Annotated in this window: 11 protein-coding genes; all 11 read right to left on the reverse strand. The window is 64.4% G+C overall.

From position 1 onward, the window contains the following. Positions 1–37: 37 nt before the first annotated feature. The 11 genes from eutH to C4Q27_RS28935 all read right to left on the reverse strand — a co-directional run bounded on the left by eutH (position 38) and on the right by C4Q27_RS28935 (position 14,817). Complete coding sequence (gene eutH / locus C4Q27_RS28885) at positions 38–1,270, reverse strand: ethanolamine utilization protein EutH (RefSeq protein ID WP_104887792.1); 1,233 nt, start codon at positions 1,268–1,270, stop codon at positions 38–40. Between the two features lie 153 nt (positions 1,271–1,423). Further along, complete coding sequence (locus C4Q27_RS28890; protein WP_080580376.1) at positions 1,424–2,272, reverse strand: helix-turn-helix transcriptional regulator; 849 nt, start codon at positions 2,270–2,272, stop codon at positions 1,424–1,426. 53 nt (positions 2,273–2,325) lie between these two features. After that, on the reverse strand, positions 2,326–3,738 hold the full coding sequence (locus C4Q27_RS28895) for an aminotransferase (protein WP_104887793.1): 1,413 nt from the start codon (positions 3,736–3,738) through the stop codon (positions 2,326–2,328). A gap of 34 nt (positions 3,739–3,772) precedes the next feature. After that, complete coding sequence (locus C4Q27_RS28900; protein ID WP_104887794.1) at positions 3,773–4,876, reverse strand: polyamine ABC transporter substrate-binding protein; 1,104 nt, start codon at positions 4,874–4,876, stop codon at positions 3,773–3,775. Positions 4,877–5,292: 416 nt separating this feature from the next. Then, positions 5,293–5,994 carry an NAD(P)H-dependent oxidoreductase gene (locus C4Q27_RS28905; RefSeq protein ID WP_064493060.1) on the reverse strand — a complete coding sequence of 234 codons (702 nt, stop codon included), beginning with the start codon at positions 5,992–5,994 and terminating at the stop codon, positions 5,293–5,295. 43 nt (positions 5,995–6,037) lie between these two features. Beyond that, complete coding sequence (locus tag C4Q27_RS28910; RefSeq protein WP_104887795.1) at positions 6,038–7,450, reverse strand: aldehyde dehydrogenase family protein; 1,413 nt, start codon at positions 7,448–7,450, stop codon at positions 6,038–6,040. Next, positions 7,443–8,633: a pyridoxal phosphate-dependent aminotransferase gene (locus C4Q27_RS28915; RefSeq protein WP_104887796.1), complete on the reverse strand. Its 1,191-nt coding sequence runs from the start codon at positions 8,631–8,633 to the stop codon at positions 7,443–7,445. The genes C4Q27_RS28910 and C4Q27_RS28915 overlap by 8 nt, the downstream gene beginning before the upstream one ends. A gap of 24 nt (positions 8,634–8,657) precedes the next feature. Next, on the reverse strand, positions 8,658–9,887 hold the full coding sequence (gene alr, locus C4Q27_RS28920) for an alanine racemase (RefSeq protein WP_104887797.1): 1,230 nt from the start codon (positions 9,885–9,887) through the stop codon (positions 8,658–8,660). Between the two features lie 34 nt (positions 9,888–9,921). Then, complete coding sequence (locus C4Q27_RS28925; protein WP_104887798.1) at positions 9,922–11,529, reverse strand: 5-guanidino-2-oxopentanoate decarboxylase; 1,608 nt, start codon at positions 11,527–11,529, stop codon at positions 9,922–9,924. Further along, positions 11,522–13,639 (reverse strand): acetate--CoA ligase family protein, encoded by a 2,118-nt coding sequence (locus C4Q27_RS28930; RefSeq protein WP_104887799.1) that lies wholly within the window; start codon positions 13,637–13,639, stop codon positions 11,522–11,524. Before C4Q27_RS28930 ends, C4Q27_RS28925 begins: the two co-directional genes overlap by 8 nt. A 17-nt stretch (positions 13,640–13,656) precedes the next feature. Continuing rightward, positions 13,657–14,817, reverse strand: coding sequence for an acyl-CoA dehydrogenase family protein (locus C4Q27_RS28935; protein WP_104887800.1), 1,161 nt, complete (start codon positions 14,815–14,817; stop codon positions 13,657–13,659). Between the last annotated feature and the right edge of the window lie 31 nt (positions 14,818–14,848).

The raw sequence follows: 14,848 nt of genomic DNA on the forward strand, positions 1-14,848 counted from the left end.
CCCAGGACGCTCCGGATCATGCGCATGACGCTTTTGCTCAGGACGGCTCGGCCACCCCCTTGCAGACACCTGCGGCAGCGTCCTGACGCCCCAACTCCTGCGCCTTGGGCACCGCCAGCCAACTGGCCAGCAGCATGGCGATCAGGCCGCCACTGAGTTTGCCTATCATCAACGGCAGTATCAGCGAGGGCTGGAAGTTGGCGGAGAAGGCCATGTGGTCGCCAAAGGTGAACGCGGCGCACACAGAGAAAGCGATCACCAATACCTTGTCCTTGGGCGGCATTTCGCTGACCAAGCGAAACATGGCCAGGATATTCGCCGAGGCCGCCAATACCCCGGCCGCACCGACACCAGACATGCCAAAGCGCGAGGCCACCCGTTCGATTGGCCGCGCCAGGAAGCGCTTGAGCAAGTGCACCATGGGGAACGCCCCGCACAGCATCAGGCCGATGTAGCCAGCAATTTCCAAGGCGCGAAACTGATCATCGGCATCGGCGATGATCGGCGCAAAACCCCAGCTGCCGAACAGGTGGCTGAACAGGCCGGTGAAGTACTGCACGATGGACGCTACCAGCACCAGAACCACGGCGATGTACATGAACTGGCCGAGCTTGAGGAACAGGTACACCATCAGTGTGGGGAAGTAGCGCAATGCTGCTGCCAGGGCAATGCAAAACAGGATCAACGGCATCAGGTTGCGCAGCAGCATTGCCCAGGTGAAGTGCAGTGCCTGGGTAGCGCCGCCAGTGGTAGCGATGTCCGGACGCACGCTCAGGCCAAGCGCCTGCATGGTCATGGCAATGATCATGATGCTCAGCGGAATGGTCAGCAGCCCGGCCATGATCCCCAGTGCCATGTACTTGTGGTCGGCCTTGCGCAGCATGGCCAACCCGACCGGAATGACGAAGATGATGGTGGCGCCGCACTGAAAGCCGGTGATCAGGCCGAGGATCCAGCCTTCCTGGCTTTGCGCCAGCGCTTTGGCTAACTGGTAGCCGCCCATGTCCGAGGCGATGAAGATGGGACCGGCGATGCCAGGGTCGGCCCCGATGGCCTGGAACAGTGGCGCGATCACATGACTGATACCAGCTGAAATGTACGGGATCGCCGCCATGATGCCGGCTACCGGGATAAAGATGGGGCCGATGCTGTGCAGGCCGGCGATGAACTCCTGGCCCAGTTCGCCTTCGGGGTTGTAGATGGATGCCACGGCACCCAGTACCGCGCACACCATGATGACGTAGATGACATAGGTGCCGATGCTTTCCATTTGCCGCCTCATTTTTAGAGTTTTGGGTTGGCAGGACTGAAATGTAACGGGGCATCGTTGTTGTTATGGCTTGAGCATAGCGCGCCCCGTCGAGGGTTAAGCTATGCGGCGAGGTGCAGGGCTGTCCATATACCGGGAGGTATAGAAAATTGATCACCGCGTTACGCTATGGATTTCCAGCTGATCACCGCGTAACCAGTCGATAAACCGTGCAAACAACTCCGATTGCGAGTTGATCCCGAGCTTCATGTACAGGTTCTTGCGGTGCATGCGCACGGTCTCCGGCGAGATACCCAGCTCCTGCGCAGTAGATTTCACCGAGTGCCCGCGCAAGATCATGTGGGCCACTTCGCGCTCGCGGTCGGTCAGCACCTGGCAGCCAAAGCTGTCGAACGCTGCCTGCAGGCTGCCGCGTTCGGTTGATGCAGCGCCCGGTTCCAGGTTGTGCCGGGCATAGCGCCCAAGCAGTTCGCGCACCATCGGCTCCAGCGCACGCAACAGGTCGACCTGCCCGGCATTCAGGCGCGTGCCGCTGCAGCCCTGGAACAGGCTCAGCGACAGCTTGCGGCCTGCGCTGAGGTCGACGATGTAGTAGCTGTCTTCACTGCAACCTGTACCCAGGTAATAAGCCTTGTAGTAGTCGCTGTCGAAGAAGTTGTCGGGGGCGATTTCCTGCAGGTGGTAGAAGCCTTCGGCCAGGCCGCTTTGCACGGCAAGGCAGAAAGGGTCCAGCAGGTAGCCGGCGCTGAAATAGCGCTCCAGCACGGCAGCCCGGTGCAGTTCAGGAATGCCTTGCTGGTACAGCAACTGCGGTGCCCGCCCCTGGCACTCAAGGCTGATCATCATCGACTCCACCTGCACCAACTGGCCGATGGCAGCGGCCACATACTCCAGCGCCTCGGGGGTTTCGCCATGGGCCAGGGCGCGCTGCAACGCCACGTGCCACTGCTGCAGCGCGCCCATTGTGAGGGTAAGCGGGGTATCGGGGGAGGCCTGGGTCATGCCCGGCAGTCTAGCCTGCCAGGCACGCCCGCGCACAGCCCTTTGCGCCAGGTTCATCGGCCTTGGTACAAGCCAAGCGCCGTGAGTTCACGCGCGGTTTCGAGGATGCACTGGCGCAGGGTCTCGACGATCTCGTCCACCTGCGCATGGGTGATGATCAACGGTGGCGACATCACGTTCAGGTGCATGATTGGGCGCACCAGCAACCCTTTTTCCTGCGCCTTGCTGTGGATGCGTTCGCCGATGTTCACCTCATCGGCGAACAGTGCCTTGCTGGCCTTGTTGGCGACGAACTCGACACAGGCCATCAGCTTCATGCAGCGCACATCCCCCACCAGCGGCAGATCGTGCAGGCTCTGCAAGCGTTGCTCAAGGTAGCCACCCACGTCGTTGACATGATCGAGCAGTTGCTCGCGCTCGATGATCTCGATGTTCTTCAGCGCCGCCGTGCAACACACCGGGTGGCCGCTGTAGGTAAACCCGTGGGTAAAGCAACGACCCTTGCCTGGCTCGGCAATCACTTGCCAGATGCGCTCGGAAAAAATACACGCACCCAGCGGCAGGTACGCCGAGGTCAGGCCTTTGGCGGTGGTGATGATGTCAGGGATGACGCCAAACAGTTCCTCGCTGGCGAAGAAGGTGCCCAGGCGCCCGAACGAGGTCACCACTTCGTCGGCGACAAACAGGATGTCGTAGGTCTGGCACAGCTGCCACATGCGCTGGAAGTACCCCTCGGGCGGAATGATCACCCCGCCCGAGCCCATGATCGGCTCGGCGAAGAACGCCGCCACGTTGTCGGCACCCAGCGAAAGGATCTTGTCCTCGAACTCGGCCACCAGGTAGTCGAGGAATTCGGCCTCGTCCATGTCGTGCGGGGCACGGTACGGGTTGGGGTTGGAGACGTGGTGGATCAGGTCGTGGTGATAGTCGAACTCCGGCACCCGGTCGGCGGCCTTGTTGCCGATCGACATGGTCAGGGTGGTGGAGCCGTGGTAGGCGTTGTAGCGGGCGATGATGTGCTTCTTGTGTGGCTTGTCGCGGCAGTTCTGGTAGTACTGGATCAGCCGGTAGGCGGTGTCGACAGCGGTCGAGCCGCCGGTGGTGAGGAACACATGGTTCAAGTCGCCCGGCGCCAGCTGCGCAAGCTTCTGGCTCAGTTCGATGGCCACATCGTTGGCCATGTCGGAGAACGGGTTGGAATACGCCAGCTGGCGCACCTGGTCTGCGATGGCCAGGGCCATTTCCTCGCGGCCCAGGCCGATGTTGGTGCACCACATGCCGCCGACGGCATCGAGGAAGCGGTTGCCGTGGGTGTCGCGAATGTAAGCGCCTTCACCGGCGACGATGTTCAACGCACCTTGCTCGCGGTGCTCGTCGAACACATGGTAGCCGTGCATGTAGTGGGCCTTGTCGGCTTCCACCAGTGGGTCGTGGGCAATGGCGAATGCTTTGCTTGGGGTGGCCATGGGCAGCTCCTTGGCGAGAATTTTTGGGCAGTGTTCAGAAACCGGTCTTGACCGTGCTCCAGACCCGGGTGATGGCGCGCATGTCCTTGGGGCTCTGGGTTTTCTGCGCGAACAGGCGCTCACGGGTTTGTGCGTCGGGGTAGATGGCCGGGTCCTGGCGGATGTCGTCACGCACCAGCGCGGTGGCGGCGGCGTTGCTGTTGGCGTAGTGGATGTAGTCGGTGACCTTGGCCATGGTCTGCGGCTGCAGCAGAAACTCGATGAAGCGGTGGGCGTTGGCCGCGTGCGGCGCATCCTTGGGGATGTACAGGTTGTCGAACCAGATCAGCGAACCTTCCTGGGGGATGAAGAACGACAGTTTGATATCCTTCTTCGCTTCCACCGCGCGGGCCTGGGCGGTGGCGTAGTCACCGGACCAGGTCAGCGCCAGGCAGACATCGCCGTTGGGCAGGCTGGTGAGGTAGTTGACCGAGTCGAACTTGCGAATGTAGGGGCGGATGCCCAGCAGCAGTTGCTCGGCCGCCTTGAGGTCGGTAGGCGACGCGCTGCGCGGGTCCTTGCCCAGGTACTGCAGGGCCAGCGGAATGACCTCGGTGGGCGCGTCCATCAGGGTGACGCCGCAGTCGGCGAAGCGCGAGACGATCTTGGGGTCGAACAGCATGGCCAGCGAACCGATCGGCGCGTCGGGCATGCGCGCGGTGATCTTGTCGACGTTGTAGGTTACCCCCGAGCTGCCCCAGGTATAGGGCGCCGAGTACTTCAGGCCAGGGTCGTAGCCCTGCAGGTTGTTGACCACCTGCTGATCGAGGTTTTGCCAGCTAGGCAGTTGCTGCTTGTCCAGTGCCTGGAACACGCCGGCGCTGATCAGCGGGGGGACCAGCGAGGCGTTGAGCATGACCAGATCGTAGCCGGAACGGCCGGTGAGCAGTTTGGTCTGCACGGTTTCGTAGCCATCAAAGGTGTCGTAGATGACCTTGATGCCGGTGGCCTTCTCGAAGTCGGCCAGGGTGGTTTCACCGATGTAGTCGGTCCAGTTGTACAACCGTAACGTGTTACCACTGTCCACCTCTGCCGCTTGGGCCAGGCTGGCGCCAGACGCCAGCAGCAGACCGCCAATCACCTTCAGTACCTTGCGCATGGCAACTCCATCGTGTGAGTGCTCCGGATCGAGCCGATGGGTTCACTATCGGTGGATTCGTCCAGGGGTGACATACCCCGAATGTGTGGGTGGTCGTTTTTTGGCAGGTGGCGCTGGAAGGTTTGCAGAACATCGTATGCCGACAAAATGTTGGGGCTGCTTTGCAGCCCTTTCGCGACACAAGGCCGCTCCCACAAGGACGGCGCAGCCTTCGAAGCTGGTGGTAATCCTGTGGGAGGACGGCGCAGCCTTCGAAGCTGGTGGTAATCCTGTGGGAGGACGGCGCAGCTTTCGAAGCTGGTGGTAATCCTGTGGGAGGACGGCGCAGCTTTCGAAGCTAACGGTAATCCTGTGGGAGCGGCCTTGTGTCGCGAAAGGGCCGCAACGCGGCCCCAGTGTTCAGTACAGGAGAAAGGTCACATCAGCGGGTACAACGCTTCATCGAACTGCGCCAGGCGCGGGAACACCAGTGGCTGGTCGTCCGAGAGCTGCTCCAGACGCTGCCGGTATTGCTGCAGAAAGTCCTGCCGCGCATCAGCACTGATGTACGGCACATGCCACGCCACGAACGGCGGCAGCACCTCGAACCCGACATAGGCCAGCGTGCCACGCAGGATCGGCCGCAGCATGTCTTCCAGCGGCCCGTGAATCGCGCCGTCGCCAAACATGTGCTCGCGCCCGCCCAGGGTCACGGTCACCAGCGCCCTCTTGCCGGCCAAGCCGCCCTGGTCGTAGAAGCGCTTGCCGCCATAGCACACCCCCGACACCAGCACACGGTCGATCCAGCCCTTGAGCATGGCCGGGGCCGAGAACCAGAAGATCGGGAAGTTCAACACCAGCAGATCGGCCCACAACAGCTTGTCCAGCTCCTGCTGGATATCTGCGGCAATGGCACCGCGCTTGACGCCCTGACGCTGCTCCAGCGCATACACGAGGTACTCGGGGTTCTCGCGCTGGGTAAAGTCATCGGCACTGGCCACCGGGTTCCAGCCCATGGCGTACAAGTCACTGACCTGCACCTGATGGCCTTGGGCACGGAAGGTTTCCACAGCCTGGTCACGCAGGGCTGCCGTGAACGATTGCGGTTCGGGGTGAGCGTGGACGATCAGTACATTCACAAGCATTCTCCTCACACAAAACAGGTTATCTTGCCGCAGTGGTTCAGCACTGCACCGCTTTGACCTCGACGAACTCCGCCAGGCCCTCCTCGCCCCACTCACGGCCGTTGCCCGACTGCTTGTAGCCCCCGAACGGCGCCCGGTAGTTGAACCCGCCCCCGTTGATGAAGCACTGCCCGGCCCGTATCTGCCGCGCCAGCGCCAGGCCGTGCTCGCGGCTGCCCGCCCACACCGCGCTGGACAGGCCGAACGGCGAGTCATTGGCCCGCGCCAGCGCCTGGGCCTCGTCGGCGTAGGGGATCAGGCACAGCACCGGACCGAAGATTTCTTCCTGGGCAATGCGCATGCGGTTGTCGACGTCGGCGAACAACGTGGGCGCCACGTAGAACCCGCGCTCGAAGCCGCCGTGATCACCACCGCACAACAAGCGCGCGCCCTCCTCCTGTCCCTGGCGAATGTAGTCGAGCACCGTGCGCCGCTGTCCTGCCGAACACATCGGCCCTAGGAAATTGGCGGGGTCACGCGGGTCGCCCATGACCAGTGCGCGGGTTTCGGCCTCGGCGATTTCCAGCGCCTCGGCATAGCGGCTGGCCGGCAGCAGCATGCGGGTCAGTGCCGTGCAGGTCTGCCCCGAGTTGATCATCACGTCCTGCACGCCATAACGCACCGCAGCGTGCAGGTCGGCATCGGCGGTAATCAGCAACGGTGACTTGCCACCCAGTTCCAGGCATACCCGCTTCACCGTCGGCGCAGCCGCTTGTGCCACCCGCACCCCGGCACCGGTTGAGCCGGTGAACGACACCATGTCCACCTGCGGGTGCCGGGCCAGGGCTTCACCGACCTTGGCACCTGGGCCGCTGACCAGGTTGAACACCCCTGCCGGCAGGCCGATGGCGTCGATCATTTCGGCCAGCACAAATGCGTGTAGCGGCGTTTCCTGGCTGGGTTTGACCACCACCGTGCACCCGGCAGCCAGGGCCGGCGCCAGCTTGCCGATCATCTGGTGCAGCGGGTAGTTCCACGGGTTGATGAATGCGCACACGCCAACGGCCTCACGGTACACCAACGAGTTGCCGACTTCGCGCACCTCGTCCATCAGCCCGGCCAGTTCGGCGTATTGCTCCAACCCGGCAATCGGGCCTTCGACCTGCACCGCCTGGCACCACTGCACCGGCATGCCCAACTCGTCGGTGATGACCTCGGCCATTTGCGCCGCGCGGTTTTTCAGCTGTTCGACCAATGCCCGGATGTACCCGGCGCGCACGCTGGACGGTGTGCGCGACCAGCCATCGAAGGCCCGCCGCGCCGCCATCACCGCCCGCTCGACATCAGCCTCGGCGCCCAAGGGTACCCGGCCAATGGCCTGCTCGGTGGCCGGGTCGATCACCTCAGCCATGCCCTGCCCGCTCGGCACCTGCCAGGCGCCATCGATGTACAGCCGCGCATACTCACGCATGGCCGTACTCCCGTTTCAGTTCGTCGGCACAGCGGGCGATGCGCTGGCAGGCATCGACCAGCGCCGCATTGCCCAGCACCAGGCCCAGGCGGATATGCCCGGCAGCACTGGGGCCGAACGCTTCGCCGGCAAGCACCGACACGCCCTGGCTGTCCAGCAGGTAGTCGGCAAAGGCCTGGGCACTTACGCCGGTCTCACGAATATCGACCATCACGAACATGCCACCATCGGGCTTCAATGCCTTGAGGCCCGGGCAGCCGGCCAGCTGCTCGCACACTAGATCGCGCCGCTCGCGGTAGGCTTCGCGCATGGCGTCCAGCTCTGGCAACGGCTGCTCCAGCGCCACCACGGCGGCATCCTGGACGAAGTCCGGCAAGCCGTAGAGCATGCACAGGGCGAGGTTTTCCAGATGCGTGGCCAGTGCTGTCGAGCTGACCACCCACCCCATGCGCCAGCCGGTCATGGCATGCGACTTGGACAGGCTGTTCAACGTTGCAGTGCGCTCGGCCATGCCCGGCAGGCTGCCGGGGCTGACATGCTCGCCTTCATACAGCAGCTCGCTGTAGACCTCGTCAGAGATCAGCCACAGATCATGGGCAATGCACAGTTCGGCCAGCGCCTCCCAGGTGGCGCGCGGCAGGCTCGCCCCTGAAGGGTTGTGCGGGCTGTTCAGCGCCAAGGCGCGGGTGCGCGGGGTAATGCGCTCGGCGACGTCACGCGGGCACACGCGAAAGCCATTCTCGGGCTTGACCGGTACCGGCACCACCTTGGCGCCACAGGCGCCGAACACGGCCTCGTAGGTGACATACATGGGTTCGGCAACGATCACCTCATCGCCTGGGTCGAGTATGCACTGGGCCACGCAGAACAACGCGCACTGGGCCCCCGCCAGCACCGTCACCTGGTCGGCGCTCACCGCCTGGCCGCTGCGTTGCCGGTGACGGTTGGCGATGGCCTGGCGCAGCGCCAGCTTGCCGCGTACATCGGCGTAATGGGTATGGCCAGCGCGCAGGCTGTCGATGGCCGCCTCGACAATAGGCGCGGGAGTGTCGAAGTCCGGGTCACCCACCGACAGCAGCAGGATGTCCTTGCCCTCAGCCTGCAGCGCCAGGGCGCGGTAGTGGATGTCCCAGGCCGCAGCGCCGTCGCCGGCGATGCGTTGGGTGAGCTTGGCGTAGCGCATGGCAATCTCCTATCAATGGCAATTTCAGTCGACGAGTATCTTCGGGTTGGAATTGCCCCATACGGTGTACAAATCGGCGAGCAACGCGCCGTTGATTTCTTCCATCTCGGCCTGGGTGATTTCGCCCCCGGCCTGCTTGCCGAACAGCACCACTTCGTTACCCCCCTTCACATCAGGGAAGTCGGTGACATCGACCATCAGCGTGTTCATCGACACCTTGCCCACGACCGGCACACGGTGGCCGTTGATCAGCACATGGCCCTTGTTGGTGAATACCCGGCGGTAGCCATCGGAGTACCCGACCGTAATGTTGGCCAGCCGCGAATCACGGGCCAGGGTGAAGGTGCGGTCATAGCCCACGGTGTTGCCGGCCGGATAGCTGTGCACCGCCGCCACGTGCGATTTGAACTGCATCGCACGTTTGTACTCGGTGCGCCCCGGCACGGTGTCGCCGAACAGCGCGCCACCCGTTCGTACCATGTCCAGGCGCGCTTCCGGCACCTCCAGCGTAGCGAACGAGTTGGCGGCGTGCAGGGTGAGCTTGCTGCGGTCCAGCCTGGCGTGCTTGATCAACCAGTCGGTCTGCTCGTTGAATGCCGCCAGGCCCTTGCGTACATCGTCCTTGTCTTCCACGGCGAAGTGGGTCATCAGCGCGACCAGCTTGAGGTGCTTCTGGTCGGTGATCTGCAGCGCTTCGCCACGGCCGGACCAGGTGGCCATCTCCACCCCGTTGCGGCTCATGCCGCTGGAGTTGAGCGCCATGTGAATGCGCAGGGTCTTGCCATGGCGCGCGGCGATGGCATCGGCCTGGCGGGCAAATTCCGCGCTGCCCACCAGCTCTTCCATGTCGTACTGCAAGCCATCTTCCAGCTCGCTGAGGCTGGCCAGGCGTACCCGCACCAGTTGCCCGGTGAAGCCACTGGCGCGGACCACGCGGGCCTCCTCGTTGCTGGCCACCGCCACGCAGGGCACGCCTTGGGCGATGATCGACGGCATCACCAGACCGATACCATGGCCATAGGCATCGGCCTTGAGCACGGCGCACAGCCTGGACTTGCCGGCCAGCTCGGCCTGCAGGGTGCGGATATTGTGTTGCAGGGCGCTGGCACTGACCTCGACCCAGGCGTTGCTGTTCTGCACGGTCAGGGTGTTGGTGCCGTTGTCCGTCGACAACGGGGGTGCCGCATACAGGGGGGCCTGTCCGGTGATCAGAAGTGCCAGGGATGCAGCCAGAAGGGTACGGCGAAAGGGCATGGTGATTACTCGTGTTCTTGTCGTAGTGCGCGCCTTAACAGACGCAGGTGTGTTTGAGTTCGATGAACGTCACGCCGGGGGTGGCGAAGCCGCTGGCCAGGTCGGCCTGCAGCGCGTCCAGGTCGCGTGGCTGGTGCACGGCGCAACCGAAGGCCCGGGCCAGGCCGATGAAATCCGGGTTGCGCGGCAGCACGCCGACCGGCTCGATATCCAGGCCGAGCATATCGTCGCGGATCTGGCCGAGGGCGTCATTGTTCCAAAGCAACACCACCAGCGGCCGGTGCAGCTCCTCGACGGCAGTGGCCAGTTCCTGGGCGGTGTACAGGAAGCCGCCATCACCCACCAGTACCAGGCCGGGGCGGTGGTCGCTGGCGAACATGCCACCGATGCCGGCCGGCAGGCCGTAGCCGAGGGTGCCGTAACCGGTGGGGTGCAGCCAGCTACGTGGCGCCCGGCTGGCGAAGGCGTAGTTGCCGGTATAGGCCAGCTGGGTCATGTCGCTGCTGATGAAGGCATCGTCAGGCAGTACGGCGGCGATACGGTCCAGAATGGCCTGGTGCGTGGCCTGCAACGGGGCATGCCCATTGCGGATGGCCTGGCGCAGGGTGGCCACCGCCGCGCTGGCCTGGGCCGGGTCACGCTGAAGTGCGGGCAGGTGTTCGAGCAAACCGTCCAAGGTTTGCCGGGCATCGCCCTGCAGGGCAATGGCACAGGGGTAGAAATCGTTGAACTTGCGCGGGTCGATGTCGACGCGCAGCAGCTCGCCGCGGATCGGCAGGCGCTCACGCCAGAAGTCGGTGTCGGCCATTTCGGTGCCTACGGCAAGCACCACATCAGCCTGGCTGATCAGTTGCCAGCCGGGTTCGACGCACAGACTGGCGCCGGCATTGAGTGGCGCGTCTGGTGGCAGCAAGCCCTTGCCGGCCACGCTGGTGAACAGAGGCGCTGCCAGCCGTGTACTGAGTTGCTGCAACTGCTCAGCCGCGTGCAACGCGCCACCCCCGGCAATGAGCATCGGCCGCTGGGCGGCGGCAAGCTTCAGGGCAGCCTGCTCAAGGGTTTCGCGGCACGGCTGGCCACGCCCCGGCCGGCGTACCACCTCATCGCTCCAGTCCCGGCTGACCGATGCCGCCAGCACGTCCAGGGGCACCGAAATATGCACCGGGCGCGGTCGTTCGCTGTCGAACACTGCCCAGGCGCGAGCGATCAGCTCGGGCAAGTCGTCGCCCTGCAGGGCCACCGCAGAAAACGCCGTGATGGGCGCAGTCATGGCGCGCTGGTCCTGGGTTTCATGCAGGCAGCCCCAGCCCTTGCCCAGGCTGGCGGTGTGGTTGACGCTGGAAATCACCAGCATCGGCACCGAGTCGGCATAGGCTTGGCCGATGGGGGTGGCGACGTTGGTCACGCCTGGGCCGGTAATGACGAAACACACCCCAGGCTTGCCACTGACCCGCGCATAGCCGTCGGCCATGAAGCCGGCGCCCTGCTCGTGGCGGGTCAGTACATGGCGAATGCCACTGCCCGGCAGGCCACGGTACAGCTCCAGGGTGTGCACCCCAGGGATGCCGAACACGGTCTCCACACCGTAGTTGGCCAACAACCGCACCAGCGCCTGGCCGGCTGTCAGGGTAAGGTCATTCATGTCGTTCTCCTTGCGCCTGGCCGAGGCGGATCAGCGCGTCGACCGCGGTGGTGCCATGGGCACCGACCATCAATGGGTTCACATCCAGCTCCAACAGCTGCCCGGCGTTTTCGCAGGCGTAGTCGGCCACCGCACGGATAGCTGCGACCAAGGCGTCGAGGTCGGCAGCCGGGCGGCCACGGAAGCCTTGCAGCAGGCTGGCACTGCGCAGCTTCAGCAGTGCGGCGCGGATGGCGCTGTCGGTGGTGGGCAACAACAGGCTGACACTGTCCTTGAGCAGTTCGACCAGCACGCCGCCGGCACCGATCACCAAGGCCAGGGCAAAGTCGTGTTCACGTTTGATGCCCACTATCAGCTCGGCCAGCGGCGGCTCGGCCATGGGTTCGAGCAGTACCTGGTCGAACGCGACGTGCGGGGCGTAGGCAGCGATGCGCTGGCGCATCTGCAACAGTGCAGCTTCCAGGGCGGCGGCATCACGCAGGTTCAACGCCACAGCACCAGCTTCGGTCTTGTGCGGCAGCTGCGCGCTGACCGCCTTCAGTACCAAGGGGTAACCCACGCGGGCGGCGTCTGCCACGGCGCGTTCGGGCGTACTCAGCACGCCCGCAGGCACCGGCAGACCGAAGGCGCGCAGGGCTTGTTTGGATTGCCATTCATTCAGCAGTCGGCTTTCGCCCGTGAGGGCCTGCGGGCACAGCGGTACCCGCGCAGCCTCGCCCTGGTCCAGCAACCGCTGGCGGTTCCTTTGGTAAGCGACGATGCGCCCCCAGGCCGCCAGGCCATCTTCCACGCCCTGCAGGGCAGCGATACCCCGCGCATGCAGGCGCTCACGCGCACTGGCAGGCAACAGTTCCGGGAAAGCCGAAGTGACGAAGCCGATCTTGCCGTGGCGTTCAACGGCATCGCAGTACAGCCCCAGCAGCAGGTCGCATTCCTTGCGCTCGCCGGTGAAGGCCGCCGGGTAGTCCAGCACCAGCATCGCCGCGCCCGCGGCGCCGCTCAGGGTGTTGTCGAGCATGCGTTGCAGGGCGGCCTCGTCGCCCCAGATGGCAGTGGTGAAGTCCAGTGGGTTGACCAGGTTGGCATAGCCCGGCAACACCTCGGCCAGTGCCGCCACCTGCTCTTGCGCGAGCTTCGGCAGTTGCAACTGGTTGCGTTCGGCATAGTCGGCAATCAGCCCGGCATCGCCGCCTGAGCAGGCCAGCGCAATCAGCTCGCCATCTGCCGGCAAGCGTCCGCAGGCTGCGGCCTTGAGCGTTTCGACAAAGCTCACCGGGCCGCTGACGCGGATCACCCCCAGGCGCTGGAACAGGCTGTCGTACAACGCATCGGAGCCGGACAACGAGCTGGTGTGGCTGAGCGCCAGTTCAGCGCCGATCTGCGAAACGCCCGTCTTCAATGCAATGATCGGCGTGCCCTGCTGCAGCGCCTTGCAAGCGGCGCGGGCGAAGCCCGGCACGTTCTTCAGGCCTTCCAAATGCAGGCCGATGGCGGTTACCCGTTGGTCGTCGAGCAGCACATCCATCAGCTCGGCCACACCCAGTTGCGCCTGGTTGCCGACCGAGGCCATGTAGGCCACCGGCAGGGAGCGATCGCTCATGGACAGGTTGTAGGCGAAGTTGCCACTTTGCGTGAGGATCGCCACCCCCTTCTCCACTTGCTGGCCACCATGCGCCACCGGCCACAGGGCGGCACCGTGCAGGTAGTCGAGCAAGCCATAGCAGTTGGGGCCGAGCAAGGCCATGTTGCCGGCGACGTCGAGCAGGCGTTGCTGCAACTGGCAGCCCTCCTCGCCGCTTTCGGCAAAGCCCGAGGCGTAGCAGATGGCGCCACCGGCGCCACGTGCAGCCAGCTCGGCAACGCACTGCAAGGTCAGCTCACGGTTGGTGGCGATGAACACCGCGTCCGGGGCGTAGGGCAAGTCGGCCACCCGGGCCACGCAGGGGATTCCTTCGAGGCTTTCATGCTGCGGGTTGACCAGCCACAGCTCACCGGCAAAGCCACCTTCGGCGCAGCGCTTGAGCACCCGCGCCATACTGCGCCCGCCGACGAAGGCCAGGTGTCGGGGCGCCAGCAGGCGCTTGAGGTTGTCACGAATCGATTGCGACATGGGTGTTCTCCTGGCGCTCAGCGCAGCAGCGGGCGCAGCAGTTCGCGGGCGATGATATGCCGCTGGATTTCCGAAGTGCCCTCCCAGATGCGCTCGATACGCGCGTTGCGCCAGATGCGCTCAACCGGCCCTTCATCCATCAGGCCCATGCCACCGAAGATCTGCACGGCTTCGTCGGCGACCTTGCCCAGCACCTCGCTGGCAAACAGCTTGGCCATGCCGGCCTCACCGTCGGTCATGTTGCCCTGGTCCATCTTCCAGGCGGTGTGCAGGGTGAGCATCTCGGCCGCGCGGATCTGCGTGGCCATGTCGGCCAGCTTGAACGACACCCCCTGATAGCTGCCGATGGCCTGGCCGAACTGCTTGCGGTCGGCGGCCCATTGCAGCGACAGGTCGAGGGCGCGCTGGGCCTGGCCCACGCAGTTGGCGGCGACCATCACCCGGCCGGCGGTAAGCCAGGCGTTGGCCACTTCCCAGCCCTTGCCCACTTCGCCCAGCACCTTGCTGGCCGGCACTCGGCAGTCGTCGAAGAACAGCTCGTAGGTGTGATAACCACGGTTGCTCACGCACTTGGGACCACGGCGGATGGTCATGCCCGGCGTACCCCGGTCGACCAGCAAGGCGGTGACCGCATTGCGCTTGCGCCCGTTGTGCTCATAGGTGTCGGTGACCGCGAAGACAATGGCGAAATCGGCGTGACCGGCGTGGCTGATGAAGTGCTTGCTACCGTTGATGACAAAGTCATCGCCCTGGCGCAAGGCGCGGGTCTTGATGGCGTTGGCATCAGAGCCGGCGCCCGGTTCGGTGAGGGCGAAGCAGTCGACCTTCTCGCCCTGCACGCACGGCAGCAGGTAGTCGTTGATCTGTTCGTCCTTGCAGGCCATGAGGATTTTCGACGGCCGTGCAACGAAGACATGCAGCGCCCAGGACACCTTGGACAGCTCACGTTCGATCAGCGCCTGGGACAGGTAGTCCAGGCCGCCCCCTCCCACTTCCTCGGGCATGTTGAAGGCATAGAACCCGGCAGCGATGGCCTTGCCACGGATCTGCGCGGCCAGTTCGGGTGACACAGCGTCGGCGCGGTCCACCGCTTCCTCATGGGGCAGCAGCTCCTTGGCAACAAAGCTGCGTACCGCTTCCACCAACATTTCTTGTTCTTGGGTCAGTTGGAAATTCATCTGCGAAGGTCCTGATGAGGGTCGGGTATCG

Source organism: Pseudomonas sp. SWI36 (assembly GCF_002948105.1).
Classification (GTDB): Bacteria; Pseudomonadota; Gammaproteobacteria; order Pseudomonadales; family Pseudomonadaceae; genus Aquipseudomonas; species Aquipseudomonas alloputida.